This is a genomic window from Mycolicibacterium alvei (assembly GCF_010727325.1).
GTDB classification, from domain to species: domain Bacteria; phylum Actinomycetota; class Actinomycetes; order Mycobacteriales; family Mycobacteriaceae; genus Mycobacterium; species Mycobacterium alvei.
The window spans coordinates 4,880,153-4,893,452 of sequence record NZ_AP022565.1 but is presented as its reverse complement, the minus strand read 5'-3'; the positions used below and the strand labels follow the sequence as shown (position 1 = coordinate 4,893,452).

12 protein-coding genes and 1 tRNA gene are annotated in these 13,300 nt (G+C 66.5%); 9 read left to right on the top strand and 4 right to left on the bottom strand.

Annotated elements, in window-relative coordinates; all coding sequences use genetic code 11:
• A complete protein-coding gene (gene mfd, locus G6N44_RS23375; RefSeq protein ID WP_163668168.1) occupies positions 1 to 3,639 on the bottom strand; it encodes a transcription-repair coupling factor in 3,639 nt (1,212 codons plus the stop codon).
• A gap of 67 nt (positions 3,640 to 3,706) precedes the next feature.
• Between mfd and G6N44_RS23370 the strand changes: the two genes are divergently transcribed.
• From G6N44_RS23370 to lysA, 4 genes are all read left to right on the top strand, one after another.
• Positions 3,707 to 4,267 carry a hypothetical protein gene (locus tag G6N44_RS23370; RefSeq protein ID WP_163668166.1) on the top strand — a complete coding sequence of 187 codons (561 nt, stop codon included), beginning with the start codon at positions 3,707 to 3,709 and terminating at the stop codon, positions 4,265 to 4,267.
• A gap of 86 nt (positions 4,268 to 4,353) precedes the next feature.
• Complete coding sequence (locus G6N44_RS23365) at positions 4,354 to 5,931, top strand: alpha/beta hydrolase (protein ID WP_163668164.1); 1,578 nt, start codon at positions 4,354 to 4,356, stop codon at positions 5,929 to 5,931.
• Positions 5,931 to 6,506 carry an LppA family lipoprotein gene (locus tag G6N44_RS23360; RefSeq protein ID WP_163668162.1) on the top strand — a complete coding sequence of 192 codons (576 nt, stop codon included), beginning with the start codon at positions 5,931 to 5,933 and terminating at the stop codon, positions 6,504 to 6,506. Before G6N44_RS23365 ends, G6N44_RS23360 begins: the two co-directional genes overlap by 1 nt.
• A gap of 86 nt (positions 6,507 to 6,592) precedes the next feature.
• A complete protein-coding gene (gene lysA / locus G6N44_RS23355) occupies positions 6,593 to 7,933 on the top strand; it encodes a diaminopimelate decarboxylase (protein ID WP_163668160.1) in 1,341 nt (446 codons plus the stop codon).
• A gap of 23 nt (positions 7,934 to 7,956) precedes the next feature.
• On the opposite strand, the gene G6N44_RS23350 is transcribed toward lysA, so the two are convergent.
• From G6N44_RS23350 to G6N44_RS23340, 3 genes are all read right to left on the bottom strand, one after another.
• Positions 7,957 to 8,286, bottom strand: a complete 330-nt coding sequence (locus G6N44_RS23350; RefSeq protein ID WP_163668158.1) for an ArsR/SmtB family transcription factor — start codon at positions 8,284 to 8,286, stop codon at positions 7,957 to 7,959.
• Complete coding sequence (locus tag G6N44_RS23345) at positions 8,279 to 8,728, bottom strand: SRPBCC domain-containing protein (protein WP_163668156.1); 450 nt, start codon at positions 8,726 to 8,728, stop codon at positions 8,279 to 8,281. The genes G6N44_RS23350 and G6N44_RS23345 overlap by 8 nt, the downstream gene beginning before the upstream one ends.
• An 87-nt stretch (positions 8,729 to 8,815) precedes the next feature.
• Positions 8,816 to 9,409, bottom strand: a complete 594-nt coding sequence (locus G6N44_RS23340; RefSeq protein ID WP_163670289.1) for a TetR/AcrR family transcriptional regulator — start codon at positions 9,407 to 9,409, stop codon at positions 8,816 to 8,818.
• Positions 9,410 to 9,494: 85 nt separating this feature from the next.
• Here G6N44_RS23340 and G6N44_RS23335 point away from each other — a divergent pair.
• From G6N44_RS23335 to G6N44_RS23315, 5 genes are all read left to right on the top strand, one after another.
• Positions 9,495 to 9,566 (top strand) — tRNA-Gln (locus G6N44_RS23335).
• A gap of 84 nt (positions 9,567 to 9,650) precedes the next feature.
• A complete protein-coding gene (gene glmU / locus G6N44_RS23330) occupies positions 9,651 to 11,099 on the top strand; it encodes a bifunctional UDP-N-acetylglucosamine diphosphorylase/glucosamine-1-phosphate N-acetyltransferase GlmU (protein ID WP_163668154.1) in 1,449 nt (482 codons plus the stop codon).
• Between the two features lie 214 nt (positions 11,100 to 11,313).
• Positions 11,314 to 12,294, top strand: coding sequence for a ribose-phosphate diphosphokinase (locus tag G6N44_RS23325; RefSeq protein ID WP_163668152.1), 981 nt, complete (start codon positions 11,314 to 11,316; stop codon positions 12,292 to 12,294).
• A complete protein-coding gene (gene arsC, locus G6N44_RS23320) occupies positions 12,294 to 12,656 on the top strand; it encodes an arsenate reductase (glutaredoxin) (RefSeq protein ID WP_163668150.1) in 363 nt (120 codons plus the stop codon). Before G6N44_RS23325 ends, arsC begins: the two co-directional genes overlap by 1 nt.
• On the top strand, positions 12,653 to 13,297 hold the full coding sequence (locus G6N44_RS23315) for an LpqN/LpqT family lipoprotein (protein WP_163668148.1): 645 nt from the start codon (positions 12,653 to 12,655) through the stop codon (positions 13,295 to 13,297). Before arsC ends, G6N44_RS23315 begins: the two co-directional genes overlap by 4 nt.
• The last annotated feature ends 3 nt before the right edge of the window (positions 13,298 to 13,300 follow it).

Here is a 13,300-nt window from a genome sequence, read left to right as displayed (position 1 = left end):
TCACACCTCCCCAGTTACCTGCGAGAACTTCGTTATATCAACATCTGACTGGCCTTTGCCATGGAGAACCAGCACCAGACCGGCAACCATTTGGACAATGTCGAGGTCGCGTATCCGCGGCGAGCCGATGCTGTCGCTCTCGCGTGGGATCGGCACCTGAACCACCGAGGTGGTGGCGCGGTAGTGCGCCCCCGGGTACATCCGCTTGAGCCGCAACTGCGCGGAATCGGGCAGCACCAGCGGTGACAGCTTGATCGTCGACGCCGACACCGCGCCGATCTCGGTGATGCCGTACTCCCGGCACAGCAACCGTAGCCGCGCCACCGCGACCAGGCGCTGCACCTCGACCGGAAGCGGACCGTACCTGTCGACGAGTTCGTCCACGACGGCTCGCACCGCGTCTTCATCCGAAGCGGCGGCCAACCGCCGGTAGCCCTCGAGCCGCAACCGGTCACTGCCGATGTATTCCGGCGGCAGGTGCGCATCGACCGGCAGGTCGACCCGTACTTCTTTCGTTTCTTGTGGCGTGGCAACGGTTTTTCCGTCCGCGACGGCCCGGTAGGCCTCTACGGCCTCTCCGACCAGCCGCACGTAGAGGTCGAAACCCACCCCCGCCACATGGCCGGACTGCTCGGCGCCCAGTACGTTGCCCGCACCGCGGATCTCCAGGTCCTTCATGGCCACGGCCATACCGGCACCCAGCTCGTTGTTCTGGGCGATCGTGGCCAGCCGGTCGTAGGCGGTCTCGGTCAGCGGCGAATTGGGTGGATAGAGCATGTAGGCGTATCCGCGTTCACGGCTGCGCCCCACCCGGCCCCGCAGCTGATGCAGCTGCGACAACCCGAAGGTGTCGGCCCGCTCGACGATCAGCGTGTTGGCGTTCGAGATGTCCAGGCCGGTCTCGACGATCGTGGTGCAGACCAGGATGTCGTACTCACGGTTCCAGAAGCCCTCGACGGTCTTCTCCAGCGCCTCCTCGTTCATCTGCCCGTGCGCCACAACGACCCTGGCTTCGGGCACCATCTGACGAATCCGCGCCGCGGCCTGGTCGATCGTGCGGACCCGGTTGTGGATGTAGAACACCTGCCCGTCGCGCAGCAACTCGCGGCGCAACGCCGCGGCCACCTGCTTGTCGTCGTGCGGCCCGACATAGGTCAGCACCGGGTGACGCTCCTCGGGCGGGGTGAGGATCGTCGACATCTCGCGGATACCGGCCAGGCTCATCTCCAGGGTGCGCGGGATCGGCGTGGCACTCATGGTGAGCACGTCGACGTGGGTGCGCATCGACTTGATGTGCTCTTTGTGCTCGACGCCGAACCGCTGTTCCTCGTCAACGATGATGAGGCCCAGGTCTTTCCAGGTCACACCGGTCTGCAATAGCCGGTGCGTCCCGATCACCACGTCGACCGACCCGTCCTTCATGCCCGCCAACGTGGTGCGTGACTCCGCGGGATCGGTGAACCGCGACAACCCCTTGACCGTCACCGGGAAACCCGCCATCCGGTTGGTGAAGGTCTGCAGATGCTGATCGGCCAGCAGCGTCGTCGGCACCAGCACCGCGACCTGTTTGCCGTCTTGGACGGCCTTGAACGCCGCCCGCACCGCGATCTCGGTCTTGCCGTAGCCCACGTCACCACAGATCACCCGGTCCATCGGAACCGGTTTCTCCATATCGGATTTGACCTCGGTGATGGCGGTCATCTGGTCGATGGTCTCGGTGAAACCGAACGCATCTTCCATCTCGTTCTGCCATGGAGTGTCGGGGCCGAACGCATGCCCGGGCGCCGACTGACGTTTGGCGTACAGCGCCACCAGTTCGCTGGCGATCTCCCGAACTGCCTTGCGTGCCTTGGTTTTCGTGTTGGCCCAATCGCTACCGCCGAGCTTGGAGAGCGATGGCGCTTCGCCGCCCACGTACCGCGACAGCTGGTCCAGCGAATCCATCGGCACGTAGAGGCGATCCGATCCGCCGCCCCGCTTGGCCGAGGCGTACTCCAGAACCAGGTACTCGCGGCGCGCTCCGCCGACCACCCGCTCGGTCATCTCGACGAACTTGCCGATGCCGTGCTGATCGTGCACCACGAGATCGCCGGCGGTCAGCGCCAGCGGGTCGACGACGTTACGCCGCTTGGCCGCAAGCCTTTTGCCTTCCGAGGACGTCACCCGGTTGCCGGTCAGATCGGTCTCGGTGATGATGACGAGGTTGGCCCCCGGCAGCACCACACCGTCGTGCATCGGACCCTTGAGCACGCCGACCACACCGGCTTTGGGCGCGACTCCCGGATCCAATACTGCTGCGGGCGTGTCTGATTCGCCGAGCTGCTCCACCACGCGTTGCGCAGTTCCGGCACCCGGGGTGACCACCGCAGCGTATCCACCGGTGGCCACGTGGGCACGCAGCATCGCGAAGATCTCGTCGAGGCTCTGCTGACTACGCGCCGAGGGCGACGGCCGCAGGTCGAGTTCGGTGGCCTTGCCGTCGGGCAGCTGGCTCAGGGTCCACCACGGGTGTCCGCCGGCGACGGCGTCTTCTCGCGCCTGCGCGAACGGGACGAACCCGGATGCCCCCAGCGCCTCGATGTCGATGGGGGCATCCCCGCCGACCGCGGCCGTCGACCACGAGGCCTCCAGGAATTCCCGCCCGGTCTTGATCAGGTCGCCCGCCCGGGTGCGCACCTTCTCCGGATCGCACAACAACACCGGGGCGCCCTCGGGCAGGTGGTGTGTCAGCGTCGTGGGCTGCACCGAATGCAACAGCGGTAGCAGCGCCTCCATGCCGTCGACCGGGATTCCCTCGGCGAGCTTGGCCAGCATCTCGGGCACGCTGCCCGGCACGCTGTTCTCGTGGGTGGGGTGTTCTTGAGAGAGCACCGCGGCGCGCTCACGCACCTCGGCGGTCATCAATAGTTCACGGCACGGCACAGCGACCACGTTCTGCACCGGAATCTCGGGGATCGAACGCTGGTCGGCGATCGCGAACATCCGTATCTCGGAGATCTCGTCGCCCCAGAACTCCACGCGTACCGGGTGCTCCGCAGTGGGCGGGAAGATGTCGAGGATGCCGCCGCGGACGGCGAACTCCCCGCGTTTACCGACCATGTCGACGCGGGTGTACGCGAGGTCGACCAGGCGCGCGACCACGCCCTCGAACTCGGCCTCCGCGCCGACTGCGAGGGTGACCGGTTCGGTACTCACCACGTCGGGGGCCATCGGTTGCAAAAGGGATCGGGTGGTGGTGACCACCACCCGCAGTGGCGGGCCCAGCGTCTCGTCGTCGGGATGAGCGAGCCGGCGCAACAGCAACAACCGGGCGCCGACCGTTTCCACGCCCGGCGACAGGCGCTCGTGCGGCAGCGTCTCCCAGGACGGGAACAGCGCGACCGCGTCACCGAAGACGCCGCGCAACTCGGCGGTCAGATCGTCGGCTTCCCGGCCGGTGGCGGTGACCACCAGCAACGGCCCCTGCTGGGCCAGTCCGGCGGCGACCAGCACGCGGGCGCTGGCCGGGCCGACGAGTGCGAGATCTGCGGGCCGGTCGACGGCACGGCGAAAAACGTCCTGCAGCGACGGATCGGTTAATGCCAGCTCAACGAGACCCGCAATCGGGGTCTGGACATGGTTGTACCCCGGTGCGGTCATGATGTCGCCATTCTACGGGGCCGGGAATTCGGCTCCGTCCCGATCTGCCCCGGGCGATCATGGAGCGATGGTGCGTGTGGCGGTGGCGGTCGTATCGGTCCTGACGGCAGTGCTGGCCGGGTTGTGGCTCGCCACCCGGGAGGCCCCGCACACCGCGATTGCGACGCACCTGGGGCCTGACGGTGTGCCCGACTTCGCCGCTTACCCCGCCGTGGATCCGGCGCACTACGTCCTGCGTGAGGGTCAAGGTTTTCCGATGCAGGGGTTTCGCACCCCCGACGGCTTCGTCTGTATGACCACCCAGCACCGGGCGATGTACGCCCTGGACTGCCGTGGGCCGTTCGTCGGGGCGCCCGATGACGCCAACCTCGCGCATCTGTTCAGCTACGGCACCGTCAACGGCGCGATCCCGATGAGCTTCACCCACACCGATGCTCCGCTCAGCCCCGTCGACGGCCTGCGCGAGGACGAGGCGCCGATGCTGCCCGCCGGTCAGCGCTTCGAGGTGGGCAACGCCACCTGCATCCACACCGACGACATCTTGTTGGCCTGCCGGATGGCCGATCCCGTCAAGGGCAACGGGTTCGTCGCCACCGGTACCGGTACGACGACGTTCGGCCGGTCCTGATTTTGGCGCGTCGAGCCGCCTCCGGCTGCTGCTAGCGTTTTCACGGCAATCTTCCAGACAGGAGCAATGATGGGCGGAAACCGCCGATGACCGTCACCATCCCGGTGGTCACCGCCAGCAATCCGACCGCATTGTCTGATGGCGCAAACCAGTTACAGGGCAAGATCGCTCCGCTCGACGGGCTGATCAACACCCAACGCAATACCCTCACCGATCTGAGCGGCAGCTGGAAAGGCACCGCGGCCACCGCGGCGCAGGCGCGCGGCAACAAGAATCTGGGAGAGCAGGAAGGTCTCCGTACCCGCCTGCAGAACATCCAGGCCGCACTGCGATCCGGCGGCACCAACCTGACGCCGCTGCGCACCGAGATCCTCGACGTCGCCAAACAGGCGATGAGTCTCGGCGCAAACGTCGGCAACGACGGCAATGTCACGGCTGCGGGATCGAGCAAGCTGATGACACCCAAGCTGGCCGCCGCGTACACCTCGACACTCAAAGCCCTTCTGCAGCAGTTCGATTCCGTCGACAAAGCGACTGCGAAAGCAGTCGAACAAGGTGCGTCGAGCAGTGAACCGCGGGCGGGCAACATCATGGACGATGCGGCGGCGTCACCGTTCAAGCGTGACCTCGACAGCCTCAAACCGCCCGACGGCGCCACCGACACCGAGGTGAATCAGTGGTGGGATTCGCTCAGCGAAGACGAGCAGAACCGGATCATCACCGAACGGCCGGAATGGGTCGGAAACCTTGACGGGGTGCCCGGCACCGCTCGTGACGCGGCCAACCGGAACCGGTTGGCGACCTTGCGCAACGATCCGGACCTCACCAATAAGGAAAAGGACACCATCGCCGCGATCGACGAAGCCCTGTCCAAGGACGACCGACAGCTGCTGGTGCTCGATTTCGACGGCGACGAACCCAAGGTTGCGGTGGCGATCGGCAATGTCGACACGGCCGACCACGTCAGCGTGTACGTGCCCGGAACCGGTTCGGTGACCTATGACAAACCCGACGAGGGCAACGATCTTCCCACCTACGTCGAGCAGTCCGAATGGCTGAAGAGCGAGACCGAGCGGGTGCTGGACAAGGCGGGCAAGGGCAACGAGACCGTCGCCACCGTGGCATGGCTTGGCTACGAACCGCCGTCCAATGTCGCCCAGGCCGGCAACGCCCACTACGCCGACGACAACGCGCCCGAACTGGCGTCGTTCATCAACGGTCTGGACAGCTCCCGCGACACCGATCCACATCTCACCGTGCTCGGGCATTCCTATGGTTCGACCCTCGCGAGCGAGGCACTGCAGCGCGGCACCGCCACCGACGATGTCGTGTTCATGGGCTCGCCGGGACTGGAAACCGACGTGTGGCAGTTCGCCAGCCAGACCACACCGTCGGATCTGCATCTGACCGAAGGGCACGTATTCGTCGAGCACGCCAAGGACGATGCCGTCGCCAACCTGCGCCGATACGGTGCCACGATCCCGTCAAGCCTGCCCGGGTTCACCGACCTGTCCACCAACTCCGAGACCACGGCGCTGGGCCCACGCGAGGAGTCGACCGGGCACAGCCAGTACTCCTTCCTGAACACCACCGCTCTCTACAACCAGGCTGTGGTCGTGGCAGGGTTGGGACAGGACGACAACTACGTGAAGGTGGAGGATTGATGTGGCGTCTGGTGATCACGCTCTTACTGGCCGTCGCGTTGACCGGCTGTGGTGCGATGTTTGAGTCCGAGTACACAGGTCCCGCCGAGGGCGACTACGGCTTCGGCACGCCAAAGGAACTCGGCGCCTTGCTGTCCCGCCGCGACGCCGAAGAAGTCCTCGCCGACCGTGACCGGATGATCACCGAGGTCACCACCGAACTATCGCGGATCGTGCCGGGCTCGACCTGGCTACCGAACCGCGATGAACGCAGCAGTGAATGTGGTGAATTCGGATCCACCGACGGCGAACGCTATTTCGGCCGCAACTGGGTCTCGAAAGTCCCCGTGCCGGCGGCGCTCTGGGACCGGGCATCGCAGGCCGTCATCGACATCGCCGCCAGGCACGGCTACACCGACGTCACCGGGCGCACCGAAAACCCCGTGGGCGACGAGTCGACCGATCTGACCATCGCCGACAGCGAGGGTGGCCGGTTGTCGTTCGGCTCACAGGTCAATGCCGTTCTGCAGGTCGTGACGGGCTGCTATCTCACCGCCGAAAACAAGCGACTCGCTCGCGAGGCCGCGCCGAAGTAACCGGTCACCGTCAAGATTGAGCGGATCGGTGTCAAGGGATCGTCAAGCCCACTGACAACCCGGCCGGCGCGGTCCACGTTGGAGTCATGACCCTGCTGGACATCCTGCCTTCGCTGCGCTGCAGCATCCGACCACGACTCGATCCGAACATCTGGCCGCTGACCACGGGTGTCGACGAACTGGGCCGGATCACCGTCGGTCGGGTGGCACTGACCGACATCGCCGACGAGTACCGCACCCCGGCCTACGTGCTGGACGAGAACGATTTCCGGACCCGCGCCAGGCGCTACCGGGCGGCGCTGCCCCAGGCCGCTGTGGTCTATGCCGGCAAGTCGCTGCTGACCACCGCCGTGGCCCGCTGGGTTGCCGAGGAAGGTCTCGGTCTGGATGTGTGCTCGGCGGCCGAACTCGCCACTGCGTTGGCCGGCGGGGTCGACCCGGCGCGCATCGTGCTGCACGGCAACGCCAAATCCTGTGACGAACTGCGCAATGCGATCGACGTCGGTGTCGGCCGCATCGTGATCGACTCCCCGATGGAGATCACCTACCTGGCCGGGTTGGTCCGTCGGCCCCAGCAGGTACTGATCCGGGTCACCCCCGACATCGACATCCACGGGCATCGAGCGGTCACCACCGGGGTGACCGATCAGAAGTTCGGCTTCGCCCTGGCCGACCGCCGGGCCGCCCGCGCCGCCGCCCGCATTCTGGCCACTCCGAACCTCGAACTGGTCGGTTTGCACTGCCACATCGGTTCGCAGATCAGCGATCCCGCGCCCTACGGCGAGGCTGTGCACCGGCTGATCGGCGCGATGGCCGATATCCGTACCGAACACGGCGTACTGCTGACCGAGCTCAACATCGGTGGCGGCCATGGGGTTCCGTATGTCCGCGGGGACGCGGCCCTCGATGTGAGCGCATTCGCCACGGTCGTCGACGACGCATTGACCACAGCCTGTGCGGCCGAGCGATTTCCACGACCGCGGCTGGTCGTCGAACCCGGTCGGGCCCTCAGCGCCCGGGCGGGCGTGACGTTGTACCGGGTGTGCGGGGTGAAGTCCCAGCCGGGCGGGCGCACGTTCGTCGCGGTCGACGGCGGCATGAGCGACAACCCTCGGGTCGCGCTGTATGGAGCGAAATACACTGTCGCCCTGGCAAATCGTCATCCGCTGGGCCCGACCACCGTGGCCACTGTGGTCGGCCGGCATTGCGAGGCCGGTGACGAGATCGTGCGCGATGCCGAGCTGCCCGCCGACATCCATGCCGGCGATCTGCTGGCAGTGGCCTGCACCGGGGCCTACCAACACAGCATGGCTTCGAGCTACAACATGGTGGGCCGCCCACCCGTGGTGGCGGTGCGCGACGGCGCTTCGCGAGTGTTGGTACGTCGTGAGACGACCGCCGACCTGCTCTCGCGGGATCAGGATTGAGCGCTTGCGCGAAGACCCGTCAGTTACGTTGGCCCGCCCCGCTCGGCAGCATCCTTGATCCGGGCAAGCCGACGTTCCCAACCCGCCGCGATTCCGTCGAGTCGGCGTGCCAGCTCGCTGAGCCGAGCTCCCACCGCCTCGTATTTGATCTCCCTCCCGGCCCGGGTGGCGACCACCAGGCCGACCTCGGTGAGCACTTTCAGATGTTTGGCGATGGCCTGGCGGCTGATCGGCAGCTCGTCGGCCAGTGCCGACGCGGACGCGGGCCGACGCCCGAGTGCCACGAGAACCTGCCAGCGGCTGTCGTCGGCAAGCGCAGCGAAAACCTGTACCGGCGAGGCATTCTCATGCATCGGCGGCGGCCCCCACCAGATACTTCCGGGCGAGGCCCAGCTCGACCGGCCAGCCGCCACTGTGATCGTCGAACCGGGATCGGCGGTCGGCCTCAGGCTCGTCGAGCGAGGCGAACCCACTCTCGACGACACGAAGCACCACGCCGGTCGCCGCCGGGGTGATCCAGAATTCGACGAGGGTGGATGAGCTGCCCACGTCGTCGGCGTCGATGTGCCACCGGAAGGCCGCATAGCGCGGCTCATCGAGTGTGACGGTTCGCAAGGCGAACCTGCCGTGTGTGGGGTCGGTGACGATGGCGACGTCGCCGTCACGTTCGATGCGGTGTTCGGTGATCCGCTCCTCGTTGATGTACCAACCGGGTTCGCTCACCAGATCCCAGACGCGTTGCGCCGGCGCGTCGATGGCGATCTCATGCTCGATGCGGTCGTAGTCGGTGGTCATGTCGCGTTCCTCTCGGCCGAATTATTGCAACCCGAGGGTTGCACATGACTGCCCGATATTGCAACCCTTAGGTTGCAGTTACCCGGGCTACTCCTCGTGCAGGACCGGATCGGACTCGAGATGCGTCAGCCCGTTCCAGGCCAGGTTGACCACGTGCGCGGCCACCACTTCTTTCTTGGGCTCGCGCACGTCGAGCCACCACTGCGCGGTCATCGACACCGAACCGACCAGCGCCTGGGCATACAGCGGCGCCAGGTCCGGGTCGAGTCCGCGGCGGGAGAAATCCCCGGCCAGGATGGAGGACACCTGATTGACCGCATCGTTGAGCAACGTGGCGTAGGTCCCCGAGGTGATGGCCGCCGGCGAGTCGCGGATCAGGATGCGGAAACCGTCGGTGCGTTCCTCGACGTAGGTCAGCAGGGCCAGCGCCACCCGTTCGACCCGCACCCGGGACCGGTTGTTGGTCAGCGACGAGGTGATCCCGTCCAGCAAGGCCGACATCTCCCGGTCGACAACAACGGCGTAGAGGCCTTCTTTACCGCCGAAATGCTCGTAGACCACGGGTTTGGAGACGTTCGCGCGCTGGGCGATCTCCTCGATCGAGGTCCCCTCGTAGCCTCGTTCGGCGAACAGCGACTTGGCGATCTCGATGAGTTGTTGTCGTCGTTCGCTACCGGTCATCCGGGCCCGGGGGGCCCGCACTTCCTTCTCGGGTGCTGCCACGTATATCAGGCTAGACCGTTCGACTAGAGTCTCTCCCGGACATTCCGTCGTGGTGTAATCGGCAGCACCTCTGATTTTGGTTCAGATAGTTCAGGTTCGAGTCCTGGCGACGGAGCTCAAACTTCCGCGAGCGACCGCAATTTGACACTAGGGACGGCGTGTCGGCGTACAGACCCGGTCGCTCGCCGGAGAGGAGAACATGACCGCACCGATCGAGTCCGCAGTCGTCGTACTGGCGGCAGGCGCCGGAACCCGGATGCGCTCGGACACCCCCAAGGTGCTGCACACCCTGGCCGGCCGCAGCATGCTCAGCCACGCCGTGCACACCGTGGCCAATGCCACCGCCCGACATCTGGTGGTCGTCCTCGGCCACGACCGTGAGCGCATCGCCCCCGCCATCGACGAACTGGCCGACAAGCTGGGCCGCACCATCGACGTCGCGATCCAGGATCAACAGCTCGGCACCGGCCACGCCGTGGCCTGCGGCCTGAGCGCACTGCCCGACGAGTTCACCGGCACCGTCGTCGTGACCTCCGGTGACGTCCCCCTGCTCGACGCCGACACCCTGGCCGGGCTCATCGAATCCCACAGCGCGCAACCGGCCGCGGTCACCGTCGTCACCACCACCGTGCCCGACCCCACCGGTTACGGCCGCATCCTGCGCACCCAGGACAACGAGGTCATCGGCATCGTCGAGCAGGCCGACGCCACCGAATCGCAACGGGCCATCCGCGAGGTCAACGCCGGCGTGTACGCCTTCGACATCGTCGACCTGCGCTCGGCGTTGAGCCGGCTGAGCTCGAACAACGCCCAGCAGGAGCTCTACCTCACCGATGTCATCGCGATCGTGCGCCAGGACGGCCGGACGGTGCGGGCCATGCACGTCGACGACAGTGCGCTGGTTGCCGGCGTCAACGACCGGGTGCAACTCGCCGACCTCGGCGCCGAGCTCAACCGCCGCATCGTGGCCCGCCATCAACGCGCCGGTGTGACGATCGTCGACCCGGCCACCACGTGGATCGACGTCGACGTCACCATCGGCCGCGACACCGTCGTGCGCCCCGGCACCCAGCTGCTGGGGACCACCGAGATCGGCGCCGGCTGCGAGATCGGTCCGGATTCCACGCTGACCGACGTCGAGGTCGGTGACGGCGCATCCGTGGTGCGCACGCACGGCCAGCTCGCCGTGATCGGCGCGGGCGCGACCGTCGGTCCGTTCACCTACCTGCGGCCGGGAACGATCCTCGGGGCCGAGGCCAAGCTCGGCGCGTTCGTCGAGACGAAGAACTCCACGATCGGTACCGGCACCAAGGTGCCGCACCTGACCTACGTCGGCGACGCCGACATCGGCGATCACAGCAACATCGGGGCCTCCAGCGTGTTCGTCAACTACGACGGCGAGAACAAGCACCGCACCACCATCGGCTCCCACGTGCGGACCGGTTCCGACACCATGTTCATCGCCCCGGTGTCCGTCGGCGACGGCGCGTACACCGGCGCGGGCACCGTACTGCGCGACGACGTCCCACCCGGCGCGCTGGCGGTTTCGGACAACGCCCAGCGCACCTTCGAGGGCTGGGTGGAGCGCAAGCGTCCGGGCTCTGCCGCCGCCGAAGCTGCCCGCAAAGCCCGCGGCGAGGGCGACTGAGCCGAAGCCGCCGAGCAGGAAGACACGCCCCGGCCTCGACAACCCGTCAACGCCTCGGCGTGCAGGGATCGGAGGGTTCCGACTCCCCCGGTCGGCGGCAGGACAGCCTGGCAATCCGACGTTTCACGTTGGCAATCTGGTAACCCGGCTACGAACTACCGGAAACGCTACGTACGATTGCCCCGTATCGATCCCCAACCGCGAAGGCAGCCAAGTGGCCACGGACTGGACCGACAATCGAAAAAACCTGATGCTGTTCTCGGGGCGTGCGCACCCCGAGTTGGCGGAGCAAGTGGCCAAGGAACTGGGTACCGAGGTCACGGCGCAGACCGCCCGCGACTTTGCCAACGGCGAGATCTTCGTCCGGTTCGACGAGTCCGTGCGCGGGTGCGACGCGTTCGTACTGCAGAGCCATCCTGCGCCACTGAACCAGTGGCTCATGGAGCAGCTCATCATGATCGATGCGCTCAAGCGCGGTAGCGCCAAGCGGATCACCGCGATCCTGCCGTTCTACCCGTACGCGCGGCAGGACAAGAAGCACCGCGGCCGCGAGCCCATCTCGGCCCGCCTGGTCGCCGACCTGCTCAAGACCGCCGGCGCCGACCGCATCGTCTCGGTCGACCTGCACACCGACCAGATCCAGGGCTTCTTCGACGGCCCCGTGGACCACATGCGCGCCCAGTCGCTGCTGTGCGGCTACATCGCCGACAAATACAACGACTCCGACGTGGTCGTGGTGTCACCGGACTCGGGCCGCGTGCGTGTCGCCGAGAAGTGGGCCGACTCGCTGGGCGGCGTGCCGCTGGCCTTCATCCACAAGACCCGCGACCCGCTGGTACCCAACCAGGTCGTGTCCAACCGGGTGGTCGGCGACGTCAAGGGCAAGACCTGCATCCTCACCGACGACATGATCGACACCGGCGGCACCATCGCCGGCGCGGTCAAGCTGCTCAAGGAGGACGGCGCCAAGGACGTGGTGATCGCCGCGACCCACGGCGTGCTGTCCGACCCGGCCGCCCAGCGCCTGGCCGATTGCGGCGCCCGCGAGGTGATCGTCACCAACACGCTGCCGATCACCGACGACAAGCGGTTCCCACAGCTGACCGAACTGTCCATCGCGCCGCTGTTGGCCAGCACCATCCGCGCGGTGTTCGAGAACGGTTCGGTGACCGGGCTGTTCGACGGGTCGGCCTGATGGCTGAGCCCGATGGGCGGCCCGCCGCCGTGATCTACCACAATCCGAAGTGCTCCACCTCGCGCAAGACACTGGATCTGTTGCGCGAGAACGGGATCGAGCCTGAGGTTGTGCAGTACCTGAAGACACCGCCGACGCGCGACGAGATCGCCGCGCTGATCGAAGCTGCGGGAATCGATGTCCGCACCGCGGTACGCAAGCGTGAATCCCTTTATGCCGAACTGGGTTTGGCCGATGCCTCCGACGATGAACTGCTCGATGCGATGGCTGAGAACCCGATCCTGATCGAGCGGCCGTTCGTCGTCACCGACAAGGGCACCAGGTTGGCCCGGCCGATCGATTCGGTGCGCGAGATTCTGTGAAACAGCTGCTCGCCACGGCCGGCGCACTGGCGGTGCTGGTCACCGGTTGCGGCGCCGAAACGCCTGACTACAAGTCGCTCTGGACCACGAGCTCGACGACTCCGGCCGCCGCCCCCGACAAGCAGCCGGTGCCGCTGTGGAAATTCCTGGAGGAATCCGGTGTCGTCGGCGAGTCCATCGCACCCGAGAAGATCCCCCGTCTGACGGTGACCATGCCGAGCCCACCGGGATGGCATACCTACAACAATCCGAACCTGGCCCCAGGCACCCGGATGATCGCCAAGGGGGACACCTACCCCACCGCGATGATGCTGGCGTTCGCCCTGCACGGTGACTTCGACATCCCCAAGGCCCTTGCCGACCACGGCTACGCCGATGCCCAACTGTCGGAAAACTTCAAGCAGCTCAACGCATCCACCGCGGACTGGAAGGGCTTCCCGTCGGCGATGATCGAGGGCAGCTACGACCTCAACGGCAAGCGCATGCAGAGCTACAACCGTGTCGTCATCGCGAATGACGGGCTGCAGCCCCCGCAGCGGTATCTCATCCAGCTGACCGTGACGACCTACGCCGATGAGGCTGCGGCACAGGGGCCGGACATCGAGTCGATCATCGCGGGCTTCAACATCGCCAAGAAGTGACGG

Bases quoted from the DNA above. Each gene is read 5' to 3' on its own strand.
- mfd (WP_163668168.1), bottom strand. From the start codon at position 3,639: ATGACCGCACCGGGGTACAACCATGTCCAGACCCCGATTGCGGGTCTC.
- lysA (WP_163668160.1), top strand. From the start codon at position 6,593: ATGACCCTGCTGGACATCCTGCCTTCGCTGCGCTGCAGCATCCGACCA.
- G6N44_RS23370 (WP_163668166.1), top strand. From the start codon at position 3,707: ATGGTGCGTGTGGCGGTGGCGGTCGTATCGGTCCTGACGGCAGTGCTG.
- arsC (WP_163668150.1), top strand. From the start codon at position 12,294: ATGGCTGAGCCCGATGGGCGGCCCGCCGCCGTGATCTACCACAATCCG.
- G6N44_RS23340 (WP_163670289.1), bottom strand. From the start codon at position 9,409: ATGACCGGTAGCGAACGACGACAACAACTCATCGAGATCGCCAAGTCG.
- glmU (WP_163668154.1), top strand. From the start codon at position 9,651: ATGACCGCACCGATCGAGTCCGCAGTCGTCGTACTGGCGGCAGGCGCC.
- G6N44_RS23365 (WP_163668164.1), top strand. From the start codon at position 4,354: ATGACCGTCACCATCCCGGTGGTCACCGCCAGCAATCCGACCGCATTG.
- G6N44_RS23360 (WP_163668162.1), top strand. From the start codon at position 5,931: ATGTGGCGTCTGGTGATCACGCTCTTACTGGCCGTCGCGTTGACCGGC.
- G6N44_RS23345 (WP_163668156.1), bottom strand. From the start codon at position 8,728: ATGACCACCGACTACGACCGCATCGAGCATGAGATCGCCATCGACGCG.
- G6N44_RS23350 (WP_163668158.1), bottom strand. From the start codon at position 8,286: ATGCATGAGAATGCCTCGCCGGTACAGGTTTTCGCTGCGCTTGCCGAC.